Annotated in this window: 14 protein-coding genes; 2 read left to right on the forward strand and 12 right to left on the reverse strand. The window is 62.3% G+C overall.

All coding sequences use genetic code 11. From position 1 onward, the window contains the following. Nucleotides 1-2: 2 nt before the first annotated feature. Nucleotides 3-845 (reverse strand): LysR family transcriptional regulator, encoded by an 843-nt coding sequence (locus ACR0DA_RS00055; protein WP_480752499.1) that lies wholly within the window; start codon nucleotides 843-845, stop codon nucleotides 3-5. A gap of 98 nt (nucleotides 846-943) precedes the next feature. Between ACR0DA_RS00055 and ACR0DA_RS00060 the strand changes: the two genes are divergently transcribed. Then, nucleotides 944-1534 (forward strand): HD domain-containing protein, encoded by a 591-nt coding sequence (locus ACR0DA_RS00060; RefSeq protein WP_170339515.1) that lies wholly within the window; start codon nucleotides 944-946, stop codon nucleotides 1532-1534. Here ACR0DA_RS00060 and speB (ACR0DA_RS00065) read toward each other — a convergent pair. The 10 genes from speB (ACR0DA_RS00065) to ACR0DA_RS00110 all read right to left on the reverse strand — a co-directional run bounded on the left by speB (ACR0DA_RS00065) (nucleotide 1531) and on the right by ACR0DA_RS00110 (nucleotide 12619). Then, a complete protein-coding gene (gene speB / locus ACR0DA_RS00065) occupies nucleotides 1531-2373 on the reverse strand; it encodes an agmatinase (protein ID WP_480752500.1) in 843 nt (280 codons plus the stop codon). The genes ACR0DA_RS00060 and speB (ACR0DA_RS00065) overlap by 4 nt on opposite strands. Continuing rightward, a complete protein-coding gene (nspC, locus tag ACR0DA_RS00070; RefSeq protein ID WP_480752502.1) occupies nucleotides 2370-3539 on the reverse strand; it encodes a carboxynorspermidine decarboxylase in 1170 nt (389 codons plus the stop codon). The genes speB (ACR0DA_RS00065) and nspC overlap by 4 nt, the downstream gene beginning before the upstream one ends. A gap of 128 nt (nucleotides 3540-3667) precedes the next feature. Further along, nucleotides 3668-4879 carry a saccharopine dehydrogenase family protein gene (locus tag ACR0DA_RS00075; RefSeq protein WP_170405316.1) on the reverse strand — a complete coding sequence of 404 codons (1212 nt, stop codon included), beginning with the start codon at nucleotides 4877-4879 and terminating at the stop codon, nucleotides 3668-3670. Between the two features lie 23 nt (nucleotides 4880-4902). Beyond that, nucleotides 4903-6792, reverse strand: a complete 1890-nt coding sequence (speA, locus tag ACR0DA_RS00080; RefSeq protein WP_170593099.1) for a biosynthetic arginine decarboxylase — start codon at nucleotides 6790-6792, stop codon at nucleotides 4903-4905. 99 nt (nucleotides 6793-6891) lie between these two features. After that, entirely contained in the window at nucleotides 6892-7980 is a 1089-nt protein-coding gene (locus ACR0DA_RS00085) for a DUF1513 domain-containing protein (protein ID WP_480752503.1), read from the reverse strand. Between the two features lie 3 nt (nucleotides 7981-7983). After that, on the reverse strand, nucleotides 7984-8994 hold the full coding sequence (locus tag ACR0DA_RS00090; RefSeq protein WP_170599026.1) for an imelysin family protein: 1011 nt from the start codon (nucleotides 8992-8994) through the stop codon (nucleotides 7984-7986). A gap of 3 nt (nucleotides 8995-8997) precedes the next feature. Next, on the reverse strand, nucleotides 8998-10533 hold the full coding sequence (locus ACR0DA_RS00095) for a di-heme oxidoreductase family protein (protein ID WP_480753890.1): 1536 nt from the start codon (nucleotides 10531-10533) through the stop codon (nucleotides 8998-9000). Further along, nucleotides 10505-10990: a bacterioferritin gene (gene bfr / locus ACR0DA_RS00100; RefSeq protein WP_149776400.1), complete on the reverse strand. Its 486-nt coding sequence runs from the start codon at nucleotides 10988-10990 to the stop codon at nucleotides 10505-10507. The genes ACR0DA_RS00095 and bfr overlap by 29 nt, the downstream gene beginning before the upstream one ends. After that, entirely contained in the window at nucleotides 10938-11231 is a 294-nt protein-coding gene (locus tag ACR0DA_RS00105; protein ID WP_480752505.1) for a (2Fe-2S)-binding protein, read from the reverse strand. The genes bfr and ACR0DA_RS00105 overlap by 53 nt, the downstream gene beginning before the upstream one ends. A gap of 116 nt (nucleotides 11232-11347) precedes the next feature. Then, nucleotides 11348-12619 (reverse strand): imelysin family protein, encoded by a 1272-nt coding sequence (locus ACR0DA_RS00110; protein WP_480752506.1) that lies wholly within the window; start codon nucleotides 12617-12619, stop codon nucleotides 11348-11350. Between the two features lie 284 nt (nucleotides 12620-12903). Here ACR0DA_RS00110 and ACR0DA_RS00115 point away from each other — a divergent pair, with 284 nt between their 5' ends. Beyond that, nucleotides 12904-13422 (forward strand): ZrgA family zinc uptake protein, encoded by a 519-nt coding sequence (locus tag ACR0DA_RS00115; RefSeq protein ID WP_480752507.1) that lies wholly within the window; start codon nucleotides 12904-12906, stop codon nucleotides 13420-13422. Nucleotides 13423-13434: 12 nt separating this feature from the next. Here ACR0DA_RS00115 and speB (ACR0DA_RS00120) read toward each other — a convergent pair whose 3' ends face one another. Next, nucleotides 13435-14400: an agmatinase gene (gene speB, locus ACR0DA_RS00120; RefSeq protein WP_480752508.1), complete on the reverse strand. Its 966-nt coding sequence runs from the start codon at nucleotides 14398-14400 to the stop codon at nucleotides 13435-13437. Nucleotides 14401-14742: the final 342 nt, after the last annotated feature.

Genomic DNA, 14742 nt, shown 5'->3' on the forward strand with positions numbered 1-14742 from the left:
GGTCAGCCCCGCAGCTCTGACAGGCACTGGTGTAATTCATCCAACAGTTTTGGGTGGTCATCCTCGGCGCGCGAGACCAGGTGGACCGGTAGAATTAGTGGTGCCGCTTCCTCGACTTTGTGCAGCGCGCCACTTTCAAGGTGCGGGGCGACGACGCTGTACGGGAAAAAACCGCGCCCGCCGCGTTGCAGGATATAGCGCAGTGCCATCATGCAATTGCCCAGAAACACGGTTTGCCCAGCAGACAGCCGGGCCAGACCGCGTACATGCTCCTGATAGCCTTCACCAAGTTCGAGATTGATGAAAACAGGATCGGTACCGGACCCAGCCAGATGGGGCGTCTCGACAAGGATCAAGTGCTCGGGCGGCAAGTCCTGGCACGAAATCCCGGACCGCGATGGCCTCTCATGTGTCAACGCCACGTCCAGAACGTGCGAAGCAACGGCCTCGGCCATGTTCAGCGTGTGGTCATAGTTGAGCGTCAACAGAAGTTTGCCAAACCTCTGCTCGAACCGGACGGCCAGATCGACCAGAAGCGGGTCCCAGATGCTGAGCTGAGCGCCCAGGCGAAGGGCCACACGACCTTGACTTTGGGCCGGCAGGTCCTGCGAGGCGAAGGACCAAAGCGACAGCATCTGTTCGGCATAGGGTTTGAACTGCGCCCCGAAGTCGGTGAGGCTGGTACCGCCGGCACCACGTGAAAACAGGGCTTTGCCCGTGGCGGCCTCAAGCTGGCGGATCCGTGCACTGACAGCCGTCTGTGTCACGTTCATCCGTCGGGCCGCAGCATGGAACCCACCGGTTTCCGCCACGCATAAAAACGTTTCGAGCTCACGCATCTGCATGTGAAACTATTTTTTGATCGACGTGATAAAATCAATTTATTTTTTCTATTGGCTGGTAGCGGCTAGTCTGGCTGTGACCCGCATACAAAGGACCCGCCATGCTGGACAAAAGCCACAAACCCACCTGGACCAGTTTCGAAGAGGCCACCAAGGCCGATTGGGACGCCGTCATGGAATATGAAGAGGCCTATAACGCGGCTTTGCCCGACCGAATTCTGGATGCGATCCGGTCCTTGGACGAGGAATGGACGCCCTATCCGGTCAACCGGTATCAGCACAGCCTGCAGGCCGCGACGCGGGCCTATGAGGATGGCGCGGATGAGGAACTGGTCGTTGCGGCCCTGATCCATGACACCGGGGACATCCTGTCGCCTTACAACCACGGTGAGCTGTCAGCGGCGATGATGAAGCCCTATGTCAGCGAACGGACCCATTGGATTTTGAAACATCACTGCGTGTTCCAGGGCTATTACTACAATCACCATCTGGGCGGAGACCGCAATGCGCGCGACAAGTATCGCGACAGCCCTTACTGGGAGGACTGCCGCTATTTCTGCCACGAATACGATCAGAAGGCGTTCGACCCGGACTATCCGACCAGGCCACTGGAGTTCTTCGAGCCCATGCTGCGCCGCGTGTTGAACAAGGGCGAGGGGCACATGGAACTCAACGAAACCGCCGAGGACTAGCAGGACGCCATCAGGCGATAAACGATCTGTGCCGTGGTGAAATCCCACGCCGCGTTGCCGTCCGGGGCCAGTTCGACCACGTCGAAGCCCACGCAGCGGCGGCCTTTCAAGGCGTGTTCGACCAGATGCAGCGCCTGATAGTATCCCAGCCCGCCCGGAACCGGCGTGCCGGTTGCGGGCATCAATGACGGGTCCAGCCCGTCGACGTCAAAGCTGACATAGACCAGTTCGGGAAAGTCCTCGGGCAGGTCGACGGCATGGATGTTGCCGGTCACCAGTTCTTCGGCATCCACATGGAAGACACGGTTCCTCAGACGGCCTTTGGCTTCTTCGGTCGAGAAGGCGCGTACGCCGAATTGCGCCAGACGGACGCCTTCCTCGGCCAGCAGATGCATGACCGAGGCGTGGCTGTGTTTCTCGCCATGATAGGCGTTGCGCAGGTCGGCATGGGCGTCGATTTGCACGATGCCGAGGGGCTGACCCAATGCGCGGGCCACGCCCATCACCGCGCCATAGCTCAGCGAGTGTTCACCGCCCAGCGTGACCGGCACCTTGCCGGCGTGGATCGCAGCCTCGGTGCGCTGGGCCAGACGCTCCATGACGTCCGGCAGCGGGCCGGTGCAATCCAGCGAAGGTTCGGTGAAGATGCCATCAACACAGGGTTCGGAATGGCCAGTGATGCGTTCGAGTTCATTGCTGGCTGCGATGATCGCGGCGGGACCGCCTGCCGTGCCCGAACCGTAGGAGACCGTGCGCTCCAGCGGTACCGGGATTACACGGAACCGGGCATCTTCGCTGCGTTCGGCCTCGGTCAGTTCGCTGTCGAGAAAAATGCTCATGAAAGCCTCTCTTTGAAGTCGTCGTAGCCGAATTCCCTGATGATCTTCAGGTCATCGGTTTCGCTGTTCCACAGGGCGATGGTGGGCAGGGGCACGCCGTTGAACGTGTTGGTCTTGACCATCGAGTAATGCGCCTGATCGAGGAAGGCAAAGCGCTGCCCGATCTGCAGCGGCTCGGCCCAGGTGTAGTCGCCGATCACGTCGCCCGCCAGACAGGATGGACCGCCCAGACGATAGGTGTGGCCCGCCTCGGCCTCGTCCATCAGGGCGGGGCGATAGGGGGCCTCGATCACGTCGGGCATGTGGCAGGTGGCCGAAATGTCGGTGATCGCCAGATCCATGCCGTTGTGCGGCAGGTCGAGGATTTCGCCCACCAGGATGCCCGCGTCCAGCGCGACCGCCTCGCCGGGTTCCAGATAGACCTCGACGCCGTATTTGGCGCGGATGTGTTTGATGAAATCCACCAGCCCGTCGCGGTCATAGTCGCTGCGCGTGATGTGGTGGCCGCCGCCGAAATTCAGCCATTTCAGGCCATTCAGAAAGGGGGCGAGTTTAGGTTCAACCGCTGCCCATGTGCGTGCCAGCGGCTCGAACCCCTGTTCGCAGAGCGTATGCATGTGCAGGCCATCCACGCCCTCCAGCGCCTTGGCGTCCAGTTGGCTGACCGGCGTCCCGAGGCGCGAGCACGGGGCGCAGGGGTCGTATTTCGCAACCTCGCCTTCGGAGTGTTCGGGGTTGATGCGCAGCCCGACCTGCCGCCCGGCGGCTTGTGCCTCGGCCAGAAAGCGGTCTTTCTGCGCCGGGCTGTTGAAGATGATGTGATCCGAAAGCGCCAAGATTTCGTCAATGTCGGAATCCTTGTAGCCCGCGCAGAAGGTTGCGACCTCGCCGCCATATTCCTCGCGGCCCAGCCGGGCCTCGTAGATACCGCTGGCGCAGGTGCCGCCGAGATACTGGCGCACCAGCGGGGCCAGCGCGAACATCGAGAATGCCTTGAGTGCCGACAGGATATGCGCGCCGGACCGCTCGCCAATATCGGCCAGAACCGCAAGGTTTCGCTCCACCGCCTTTTCGTCGACGACGAAACAGGGTGAGGGGACGCGGGTCAGGTCGAAGTGGCGGAAGGCGCCGGCGTCTCCGGCCTGGGTCTGCATCAGTTGGGTCATGTCCGGCGTCTCCGATTGGTGGGTAGGACGGGGGTGCGACTTGTCGCCATTGTCGCTCGGACCAATGGCGCCCCCCGGATATTTTGGGCCAGATGAAGTAGGGCGGTCGCGCGGACCGCCCCGAGGGTTCAGAACTCGACCGGGCCGTCGAGTTCGTGGACCTGCCAAGGAAGGCCGTGGGTGTTGAGCATGTCCATGAAATCATCTGGGTCCAGCTGTTCCATGTTCCACACGCCCGGCTCGCGCCAGTTGCCTTTCAGCACCTGTGCCGCGCCGATCATGGCCGGGACGCCGGTAGTGTAGCTGACGGCCTGACTGCCGACCTCGCGGTAGCATTCCTCGTGGTCGCAGATGTTGTAGATGTAGTAGGTCTTTTCGCCCGAGCCGTCCTTGGCCTGGCCGGTGGCGATGTCGCCGATGCAGGCCTTGCCCTTGGTTTCGGCGCCCAGATCGCCGGGATCGGGCAGCAGGGTCTTCAGGAACTGGATCGGGATGATCTCGACCCCGTTGTGAACTACCGGATCGATCCGGGTCATGCCGACATTCTGCAGCACCTTGGCATGGGTGATGTAGGCATCGCCGAAGGTCATCCAGAAACGGGCGCGTTCGATCTCGGGGAAGTGGGTCGAGAGCGACTCCAGTTCCTCGTGATACATCAGGTACATGTTCTTGGGGCCGATGCCGGGGAAGTCAAACTCGACCTTGTGGGTCATGGCCGGCGTCACTTTCCACTCGCCGCCTTCCCAGTGGCGGGCGTCGGCCAGCACTTCGCGCAGGTTGATCTCGGGGTTGAAGTTGGTGGCGAATTCCTGATCGTTCTGACCGCCATTGGCGTCCAGCACGTCGATCTGGCGGATCGTGTCCAGCTTGTGTTTCTTGAGCCACTTGGCGAAGACGCTGGTCACGCCCGGGTCAAACCCCGAACCCAGAATGGCGGTCAGGCCGGCCTGCTTGAACTTGTCCTGATAGGCCCACTGCCAGTGGTATTCGAACTTGGCCTCGTCTTCGGGCTCGTAGTTGGCGGTGTCGAGATAGTGGCACCCGGCCTCGAGGCAGGCATCCATCAGCACAAGGTCCTGATAGGGCAACGCCAGGTTCACCAGAAGCTCGGCCCCGGTGTCCTTGATCAGCTTGACGGTGTCGGCGACCTTGTAGGCGTCAAGCTCGGCAGTCTTGATGTCGACGCCGGTGCGCTCCTTGACCGATTTGGCGATGGCATCGCATTTCGCCTTGGTGCGGCTGGCCAGCGTGATCTCGGTGAAGATGTCGGAATTCATCGCCATCTTGTGCACGGCGGCGTGGCTGACGCCACCCGCGCCAACAACCAGTGTCTTGCCCATGGGAAATTCTCCTTTCGCCGGGGTTATTCGTAGTAGGTATAGCCGTTGATGCTGTCGCGATAGGCAGTCATCAGGGTTTTGCGTTCATTCGCCTTGAGCGTACCGGTCGAGATCGCCTCGTCGACCATCTTGCGGAAGGCAGCGATGCAGTCGCTTGGGTCGAACTCGACATAGGACAGGACTTCGCTGATCGTGTCGCCCTCTTGTTCATGCAGCAGGTCGAACCCGCCATCGGGGCGCAGGTCGATGGTGACCACGTTGGTGTCGCCGAACAGGTTGTGCAGGTCGCCTAGGGTTTCCTGGTAGGCGCCGACGAAGAACACGCCCATGTAATAATCGCGATCTTCGGGCAGGGAATGCACCGGCAGGCTGGGCGAGACGCCGTCGGCCAGAATGAACCGGTCGATCTTGCCGTCGCTGTCGCAGGTGATGTCGGACAGTACCGCGCGGCGGTCGGGCGCTTGATCCAGCATCTGCAAAGGCACGATCGGGTGCAACTGGTCGATCGCCCACACGTCGGGCAGCGACTGGAACAGCGAGAAGTTGCAGTGATAGATATCGGCCAGCTTTTCCAACTGGTCGTCCACATCGGTTTCGACCTCGTCCGAGGCCGCCAGCGCCTTGATCCGCGCCATCAGCGACAGGTAGATGCGCTCGGCCCGAGCCATCTGGCGCAGGTCGACATAGCCGCGGCGGAACAGGGCGCGCAGTTCGTTGCGGTAGAAAGTGGCGTCGTTCCAGCATTCTTGTAGCCGGTCGTGGCTGAGATAACCGTTCACTGCCGCCAGATCGGACACCATGTGGTGGTCGTCGGGTTCCACCTCGGGGCCATTGGGTGCGTCATAGAGCGTGCTTTCCAGCACGTTGAACACCAGCATCGACGAGGTCGCCACCACCGCGCGGCCGCTCTCGGTCACCAGCGTGGGGTGGTCCACTTCGGCCTCGTCCATGGCATAGGCCACTGTTTCCACCACATTGGCGCTGTATTCCTCGACCGTGTAGTTGATCGAGTTTTCGGTCGCCTTCTTCTCGCCCGTGTAATCGACGCCCATGCCGCCGCCCAGATCCAGGTGCGTCAGCGGCACGCCCTCGCGGGTCAGTTCGGTGTAATATCGGCAGGCCTCGCCCACGGCGCGGCGCACGTCGTTCACGTCGGGCACCTGGCTGCCCAGATGCGAATGCTGCAGTTTCAGGCAATGCAGCAGGCCCGCATCGCGCAGCTTGTCGACGACCGCAACCAGCTGATCGGTGTTCATGCCAAAGGTCGACCGATCCCCCGAGCTTTCCTGCCACTTGCCGCTGATCTGGTTGGTCAGTTTCACCCGCACGCCAAGCAGTGGTTCGATGCCCAGCCGTTCGTAAACCTCGATGACCGTGTCGGCCTCTTTCGGGCTTTCCAGAACGATGACCGTGTTGAACCCGATCTTGCGGCTGAGGATGGCCAGCTCGATGAACTCTGCGTCCTTGACGCCGTTGCACACGATCAGCGCCTCGGGGGCCAGACGGTGCGCCAGGGCGATCACCAGTTCGGGCTTTGAACCGGCCTCGAGCCCGTAATTGAATTGCTTGCCGAACTCGACGATCCGGTCGACGACCTGCGCCTGCTGGTTCACCTTGATCGGGAATACGCCGCGATAGGACCCCTTGTAGCCAGTACGCGCGATCGCATCGCGGAAGCTTTCGTTGATATGCGCGATCTCGCGTTCCAGATACGAGCTGATGCGCAGGATCATCGGTGCCTTGATCCCTCGCTGATCAAGGTCGTGCAGAATGCCGGGCAGGCTGATGGCCGCCGCATCGGGTGCCATGGGATTGCGCAGACCGATCTCGCCGTCCTCCGTCACCTCGATGAGACCCTTGCCCCATTTTTCAACCCCGTAGATGGAATGCGGTGCGACGGGCGTTTGTTTCAATCAAGTCAGTCCTTGCGTTGCAGGCGTGGAAATTTCGCCCGCCAATACGGCAGCCGTTCGATTCTTCCAAGTGTAATCTGTATCGGAGGTTAGCCCAATTCAGATCGCAGGGCGAATGGGAACCAGATGGTTGTCCCAACGGACCCGAGGATGGGGCGATACCGCCGGGTTTGACCCAACCAGATGCCCCACATCGCCATGCCCGGTGGTAAAGACAAAGCCGGATGGCCCGGGGCCCAACCCGCACACGTCGCTGAGCGAATGGGCGCGGTCAAAACGAGCTGCCTCGGCATCAAAGACGTGCAGCGCGTTGCCGCGTGGGCAGGTGATGGCGACCTGCCGCCCCTCGGCGGAAAAGGCGACACTGCCTGCATAGCCGGCCAGCGTCGCCTGAATGTCATCCGGCGCGGACAGAAGGTGGTAGCGGCCATCCCGCCGATGCAGCCCCAGCAGGGCCGGCTTGTGGGACAGGTCGCCCTGCCACTGCATCGCAAAGGCCATCAAGCCATCCGCGCGAACGGCCAGGTGCCGGATCGAGTTCTTGTGCAGCGCCGCGGGCAGCTCGACCTGTTCCAGAACCGATCCGTCGAGGCTGACATAGGTCAGGTTCGGGCGCATGGTCGGCAGGTTCAGCTTGGTGCGCCCGGTATCCGGATGGGTTTCGATGCCGCCGTTGGCGATGGCCAGAGATTTGCCGTCGGGCATCAACACCACGTCATGGGGGCCGACCCCCGCCGAAGAAAACTCGCCCAGCCGGGCATAGCTGTTGGCCGCGTCCCAGACGCCGATGACCCCGGTGCCTGCCTCATAGTCGTTTTCGGTGGTGAACAACCGGCGGCCGTCGGGCGAAAACGCGCCGTGGCCGTAAAAATGGCGCCCGTCCGGCGCGTCGAGCCGGGTCAGCTGGTCCCCGGTCGCGCAATCGATCACAAGCGCAAATCGCCCCGGACGGCGCGCGAATGCAACGGCCCGCGCCAGATGGGGATGGGCGGCGGCGGCATGCCCGCGGCCGGGCAGGGGGACCGAGAACCGAAACTCTCCTGAACCGGTCAGCCCGACCAGGCGGTACGACCCATCGTCGAACAGCGCAGCCGACAGGAAATCGGGCGAACCGACCTCAGCCCAGCCCGGCAGGGGGGCAAGAGTGGTCGCTGCCAAACCGGCCAGGAATCCTCGGCGGCTGGTCATCGGTCAGTCTCCGTCCAGCGAATTGAACCCGGCACTGATGCCGAGGGTCGGGCCCAGCTGTGCGGCGGCCAGGCTGCGGATGTCGTTGATCGACTGTTGCAGCGCCTCGACCCGCAGCCGCCCCTGGGGCTCGGCCACGCCGGCCAGCGCGGGATCGTCCAGCGCCTGCGCCCGGGCAATGCTGCGGGCAAAGGCATCGTCCAGCGCGGCGGCAATCTGCGGGTGGTCGGCCGCCAGCCGCGCCGCCAGATCGCGCAGCGCCACCAGCGACAGTTCCACGTGCCGCAGCGACCGCAGCGACCGGCGGGCCTCGGCCCGGTTGGGGCGGGCGCGGTCGAAAGTGCCCATCGGGCGGCCCAGGCGCGTATCGGCCGTAAACTCGAGCCCGGTGGTCAGGGCCTTGTAGAGCTCCTGCAGGGCTTCGTCGGAGGACCGATAGGGGCTGTCCGGCCCGGGTTGGGTCATGATGCGGGCATGGCCGTACCAGTCCCGGTCGATGGCCCGGGCGGTGCGATGGATGTCGGCGGCGATGGCGCGGATCAACCCGCAGCGATAGGCCGCATCGCCCTGATCGGCAAAGGCCGGGTCGTACAGCATCCTCTCGAGCGCGAGGAAGCCGCGCCCCGCGATCGAGGTTTCGGCAAAGGCATCGGGGTCGGCAATGGCCGGGTCTTCGGCCGCGATCATCGCCGACAGCGCCTTTGGCGTGAACCCTTTGCTGTCGGGCCAGAAGGCCAGAGCAAAGGCACGGTCTCCGACCTCGGTCGGGCCGAACCGCAGGTGGCTGTCGGATATCCAGGCGTCGAAGGCGGCGTGATAGGTCGCGCGCAGATCGGCGGACCCCGGCGCGCAGTCGGCGCGTGCGGCAGCATCCAGCGTGGCCGTCGCTTCGACAAGGTGGTCGAAACGCGGCAGGATATGGGCTTGGGTCACGTCGGTCAGGATCGCATCGCGGCTTTGTGCCACCGCGCAGAGCGGCATCAATGCGGAAAGGATCACGGCAATCAGGCGCATCGGTCAGAGGCTTTCAAGAAATTCGATCAGGGCGTCCCGATCCGGTTTTGGCATGGAAACGACTGCATCGCGCGCGGCCCGGGCCTCGCCGCCGTGCCACAGGACCGCTTCGAGAAGCGAGCGCGCGCGGCCGTCATGCAGGAACTGAGTGTGCTCCGAGACCCGTTTGGTCAGGCCGATGCCCCATAGTGGCGCGGTGCGCCATTCGCGGCCTGTGGCGCGGGCCTCGGGGCGGTTGTCGGCCAGTCCCTCGCCCATGTCGTGCAGCAGCAGGTCCGTGTAGGGCCAGATCAGCTGGAAACTGTGCTCGGGCCGGTCGGGCAGGCGGTGGGTGACGAAAGCGGGCGTGTGACAGGACGCGCAGCCAATGGTGTGGAACACCTCTTTCCCGCGCAGAACCTGCGGGTCATCCACATCGCGCCGGGCGGGAACGCCCAGGTTGCGGCTGTAGAAGGCCACCAGATCCATGCCTTGCTGGTCGATCTCAAAGCCGCGTTCGTCGCCGTCACCATGCGGTGCGGTCTGGCAATCGGCCTGCGCCGGGGTGCAATCGCCAAATGGCGCGGGGTAGAGCGGGCTGGAAATGCCGATATCGCCGGCGAAGGCCGCAGCCGACTGCTCCATGATCGTCGGCATGCCCGCCTTCAGCCCGAACCGGCCCAGCATGGGTTCGCCGAATTCCGTCGACCACACGATGTTGGGCCGCCCCGAGATCCCGTCCCCATCGGCGTCGTCGGGGTCGGCCTTGGCCAGGATGTCCTCGGCCGGGATCGCCTCGAGCAGGCCCAGACCGATCATCTGCGGCGCCACGCGTGGGCTGAGCATCGCGTCCGGGTGCAACGGCCCATAGCCCAGATCGGCCGCTCTGTAGGTGGGCTTGCGCAGCGACACGGCTTCGCCGTCGGACAGTTCCACCGGGATTTCTTCGTAGGTGATGTCCAGCCGGTATTCGGCCTGGTGGCCGGGCAGGGCGAAATCCTGCATCTGGCCGCCATAGGTGGGTTCGGGCAGGGTGGCGAGATACCCCGCGATCTCTTCCGGCGCGTCCGCGGGCATTCCGGGGATGGAAACGCGCAGGAACATCGAAATGGCGTTGTCTTCGGGTCCGGCCGGGGTGTGGCCACGCCCGTCCTTGATGTGACAGCGTTGGCACGACCGGGCGTTGAACAGCGGCCCTAGCCCATCCGAGGCCAGAGTCGAGGACGGAGACGACACCCAGACCTTCTTGAACAGCCCGTTGCCGACCTTGAAATCCAGCTCCTGCTCAAAGCTCAGGTTGGCCGAGGGTTGCGAGAACGCATCCGCATCGGTCCGGGCGCGCACCGTCGCGGCGCCTGCCGGCAGGTCCTCATAGCGCTGGGGCTGCGTGAAATCCGACGGCGCTGCGGTGACTGTGGCGATCCGTGCCCGTTCAGCGTCGGTTCGGGGGAGGGGGTTCAAATGACTGTCCCGCAGATCCTGAGACAGGGAGGGGGTGGCCGCAAAAACGGCCACCACGAAGAGGCCCGTCTTATTCGGCCTCGTCCATTTTCGATGCATTGAGTTGCGCATAATTTGCTTCGCCGAGTCTTTCGTACAGATCGAGCTGGGTTTCGAGGAAATCGATATGGCCTTCTTCATCGGCCATCAGTTGTTCGAACAGCGCCATCGACACGAAGTCGCCGGCCTGTTGGCAGTATTCGCGCGCTTCCTTGTACAGGGCCCGGGCGTCGATCTCGGCCGCAAGGTCGCATTCCAGCGTTTCCTTGGGCGTCTGGCCGATGCGCAGCGGGTCGAGCTTTTGCAGGTTGGGGTGGCCGCCGAGGAAGATGATCCGCTCGATCAGCTTGTCCGCGTGCTGCATCTCTTCGATGCTTTCCTCGCGGCTTTTTTTGGCCATGTGGCCCAGGCCCCAGTCCTCCTGCAGGCGGTAATGCAGCCAGTACTGGCTGACTGCGGTCAATTCATGCCGCAGGGACTTGTTTAAGTATTCGATGACTTTGGGGTCGCCCTTCATCTGCACTCTCCTGTGTATCATCCACGCGCAGGGCGCGGAATTGCATGGGTACTTCGAGGTTATCGGTTGCGCGCATCGTGTCCAGAAACAGCGGCATACACCCGCCACAATCCGCCGATTTTCCCAAAGCATGGTAAATCTTGCCCGGCGTGATGATGGTTTGAGGATCTGCCGCGCGCATCCAGTCGATTGCCGCGCGGATCTCGCGATCCGTGATGTTGGTGCAGTGGCAGACGATCATGGCGACTCGGCCTTTCGTAATTCCTAGTCAAATAGTAGGGTATTTGCTTCGGGTCCAGACACAGCTTGTCGCAGGGTCGGGCGCAAGCGGTCGCTGCGCCCGGCTGCTTTGGTTCATCAGTGGAAAACGGCGTCGGGGTTGTCGAGGCTGTCGGACCCTTCGAATGCGACATTTCCCAAGCCCAGCACGGACACGATACGTTCGATCGTCTTGGTCTGATCGATCAGGCCTTCGACGCCGCCCATGATCAGCGTTTCGCCACCGACATTCCCGCGCTCGAGCATCTGATCGTAGGCAAATCCACCCTCGGCTGCGGTTTTGATCTGGCCCAGCGCGTACATTGTGTTGGCCAGCTTTGTCTTCATCTCGGTGTCCAGAGCCGGCTCCGAGGCCGCAACCAAATCCGACAGGGACGGACCCGAAACCGGAGTGCCGTCAATCCGGACATACCGACCCAGATAGACGTTCTGAATCCCCAACCCGTCATAGTAGTGGCTGTTGTGCGTGTTGTCCGAGAAACAGTCATGCTCTTCTTCCGGGTCGTTCAGCATCAGTCCAAGGCGCATGCGCTCACCAGCCTGTTCGCCATAGGACAGGGATCCCATGCCCGTCAGAATTGCACTGATGCCCGAGTCAGCGTCGTCGGTCAGGGCCGCCCGCGCGGCACCGTCGTCCTGCCATTGCGCGGCCATCCACTCCAGATCCGAAACCAGCAGGTCGGTCGCCGCCACCAGATACTGGGCTCGGCGATCGCAGTTGCCGCCGGTGCAGGACTCGTCCTGCGCGTAGTCCGTCCACGGACGGTTGCCGGCGCCCTCGCCGTGACCGTTCAGATCCTGGCCCCACAGTAGGAACTCGATGGCGTGATAACCCGTTGCCACATTGGCCTCGATCCCGTCGGCCTCGTGCAGGGTCTCAGACAGCAGTTCGGGCGTGATCTCGGTCGCGTCGACCGGCTGGCCAGACAGCTCAAAGCTGGGCGAGGCAATCACGTTCAGAACCGCAAGCTCGTTTTCGTCCGTCGCGCCGCCATAGGCCGCATCCACATAGTCGATCAGTCCCTCGTCCAGAGGCCACGCGTTCACCTTGCCTTCCCATTCGTCGACGATGGGATTGCCGAAGCGATAGACCTCGGTCTGTTGATACGGAACACGTGCCGCAACCCAGGCCTGGCGTGCTGCGGTCAGGTTTTCAGCAGAAGGCTGGTCAACCAGCGCGGCAACGGCGGCCTGCAACTTGCGGGCAGCACGCAAACTGTCGTCGTATTTTGCTTCGGCAATGTCAGCATAGGTTTCCAGAATGTCGACCTTGGCGGGGGCGTCGCCGGCGGCTGCCGCTGTTGCCATCAGCAAGGCTGCCAGGCTGGTCGTCGAAAATACGCGGGTCATGAAGTTCAGGCCTTCCTGTCGAAATGAATGGGCAAGAGCACCCGGTGCGGGTGCAGAGATGAATATTAACTGAGTGAAATTGTAAGTTATGTCAACCCGAGTCTTTAAGTCGGAAATTAATTGTGAAACACGCCGTTGTTTTGGCAAAATACGGTTTGGCTGGATGGGTTCTCTGGATCTGCCTAGCCATTTCCAGCGGGGTCAGACGGGGTTGCGCGCCGTTGCCTGCCGATTGCGCGCAGATACAATGATGGTGTGATTCTTGAGTTGGTGGTGGTTGCGTGATGAGATCCCTGGCGTTTGCCCTTTGCGTGTTTCCCCTTGCGTTGGACGCGCAGCAGGAAAGGGCGCCAAAACCCGCAGCGCTGGAGATCGCGTTTTTGGATTCGGGGTACACGCTGTCCCTGTCTGTTCCTGCGTCAGAAATCGTTGGCTTTGAACTTCCCGCTTCGAGCGCAGAGGAAAAGGCGAAGGTCGCGGTCGCCATTTCGGACCTGTCACAGCCCATGACCCTCTTCGCGGTCACCGCCGAGGCGGGTTGTGCCACGGCCACGGCGAACGTGGCGCTGGTCGGCGGCGAAGCCGGTTCGGCCTTGGGGCCTGACGATCACCGGCCCGAATTTCAGGCCGAATACACGATCAGGTGCAGCAACCTTCAGGCGCTTGGTGAAATGAGATTTGACTACTTCGACCGGTTTTCGCAGGCTGAACATATGGACGTGCGGGTTCAGTCCCCGGGTGGTAGTCACACCGTCACGGTTACTCGAGAGACCCCGTTGGCTGATCTCTCCGAGTTGATGTGACCGGAGTTTCTTTCATTCTTTGTGGTGAAAGATGAAGCCGATGAAGTTCAGCAACAGCTGCGCGGCAAGGATCTGCGTGCTTTCGGTCGGGTCATAGGCCGGGGCAACTTCGACAAGGTCGATGCCGGCGACCTGCCCTTTCCGGGCAAGGCCCTGCAGGATTTCCAGAACGTCGTAGTACAAAAAACCGCCGTGGCTTGGCGTTCCGGTGCCCGGTGCAATGGATGGGCAAAACGCGTCAATGTCGATGGTCACGTAGTATCGGACGCCCGAGGGGATGCGGTCCAACACCCCTTCGGTCCCCAGCTTGCGGACCTGCCGCACCGACAAGATGTCGGAGCCGCGCGCGCGTGCATCCTCGTAACCTTCTTTCGCGGTCGATGAGACGTTGCGGATGCCCAGCTGGGTCATACCCGAGACATAGTCCTTCTCGATCGCCCGCCGCATCGGGTTTCCATGGCCCGCCGTAACGCCATGGCGCTCGTCCACGAAATCCAGATGTGCGTCGATCTGGACCACGTGAATGGGACCGTTTCGGGCGCAGTCCTGATCAAAGGCGTTGATGCAGGGAATGTTGACGGAATGGTCACCACCGATCGTTACGGGCAGAGCGCCGGCCTGAAGGATCTTGCGCACCCCGTATTCGATATTCGCGTGGCTGGCTTCGGTTTTGGTGTGGATGATGTCTGCATCCCCCAGATCGACGATGCGCACCTCTTCGCCCAAATAGGTGGCATCGTCCTCGTGATCATAAGCACCTGCATGACCAAAGCTGAACAGAGTCGATGCCTCGCGCACCGCACGCGGGCCGAACCGGGCTCCGGACCGGTATTGGCAGCCGAAATCGAACGGGGCGCCCAGGATGGCGACATCGGCATCGACCCGGTCCCAATCCTGCACATATGGCTTCTTGCCGAATGTGGCGATGCCGACGAACGGCAGATTCAGGCGGCCGGATTCATATCCATGTTTTGACATTGGGGGCTCCGTTGCTTTGAACCGGCCGCGGGTCTGGCGGGTTGCTTGCACGTTGGCGTCTATCACCCGATCAATCAAGGCCGCTCTGCCCCAGCGGTGCATCAGGTCGCGAAGCTGGGTAAACCCCACAATCCCAGTGATTTTTCTGAAAATCTGTACTAAGAATGCAGGTATCGCTCGTATTGCCTGCGCAAATTGAGGGGTGGAGCCAGCATTGAATGGCGCCACGCGTCGGGCGGCCTGCCGTTTGTCCGGCGGGGGAGACTGCAAAATACAAATACTGATTTCAGGAAAGTGACCACGAAATACGAAACCATTGCGCCACTGACTTTTTGGGGGAGG

It is taken from the genome of Ruegeria sp. CI8 (assembly GCF_056536865.1).

Coding starts and splice junctions, on each gene's coding strand:
- ACR0DA_RS00115 (WP_480752507.1), top strand. CDS start 12,904: ATGAGATCCCTGGCGTTTGCCCTTTGCGTGTTTCCCCTTGCGTTGGAC.
- ACR0DA_RS00085 (WP_480752503.1), bottom strand. CDS start 7,980: ATGACCAGCCGCCGAGGATTCCTGGCCGGTTTGGCAGCGACCACTCTT.
- bfr (WP_149776400.1), bottom strand. CDS start 10,990: ATGAAGGGCGACCCCAAAGTCATCGAATACTTAAACAAGTCCCTGCGG.
- ACR0DA_RS00075 (WP_170405316.1), bottom strand. CDS start 4,879: ATGGGCAAGACACTGGTTGTTGGCGCGGGTGGCGTCAGCCACGCCGCC.
- ACR0DA_RS00095 (WP_480753890.1), bottom strand. CDS start 10,533: ATGCATCGAAAATGGACGAGGCCGAATAAGACGGGCCTCTTCGTGGTG.
- nspC (WP_480752502.1), bottom strand. CDS start 3,539: ATGACCCAACTGATGCAGACCCAGGCCGGAGACGCCGGCGCCTTCCGC.
- ACR0DA_RS00055 (WP_480752499.1), bottom strand. CDS start 845: ATGCAGATGCGTGAGCTCGAAACGTTTTTATGCGTGGCGGAAACCGGT.
- speB (WP_480752508.1), bottom strand. CDS start 14,400: ATGTCAAAACATGGATATGAATCCGGCCGCCTGAATCTGCCGTTCGTC.
- ACR0DA_RS00105 (WP_480752505.1), bottom strand. CDS start 11,231: ATGATCGTCTGCCACTGCACCAACATCACGGATCGCGAGATCCGCGCG.
- ACR0DA_RS00110 (WP_480752506.1), bottom strand. CDS start 12,619: ATGACCCGCGTATTTTCGACGACCAGCCTGGCAGCCTTGCTGATGGCA.
- speB (WP_480752500.1), bottom strand. CDS start 2,373: ATGAGCATTTTTCTCGACAGCGAACTGACCGAGGCCGAACGCAGCGAA.
- ACR0DA_RS00090 (WP_170599026.1), bottom strand. CDS start 8,994: ATGCGCCTGATTGCCGTGATCCTTTCCGCATTGATGCCGCTCTGCGCG.
- ACR0DA_RS00060 (WP_170339515.1), top strand. CDS start 944: ATGCTGGACAAAAGCCACAAACCCACCTGGACCAGTTTCGAAGAGGCC.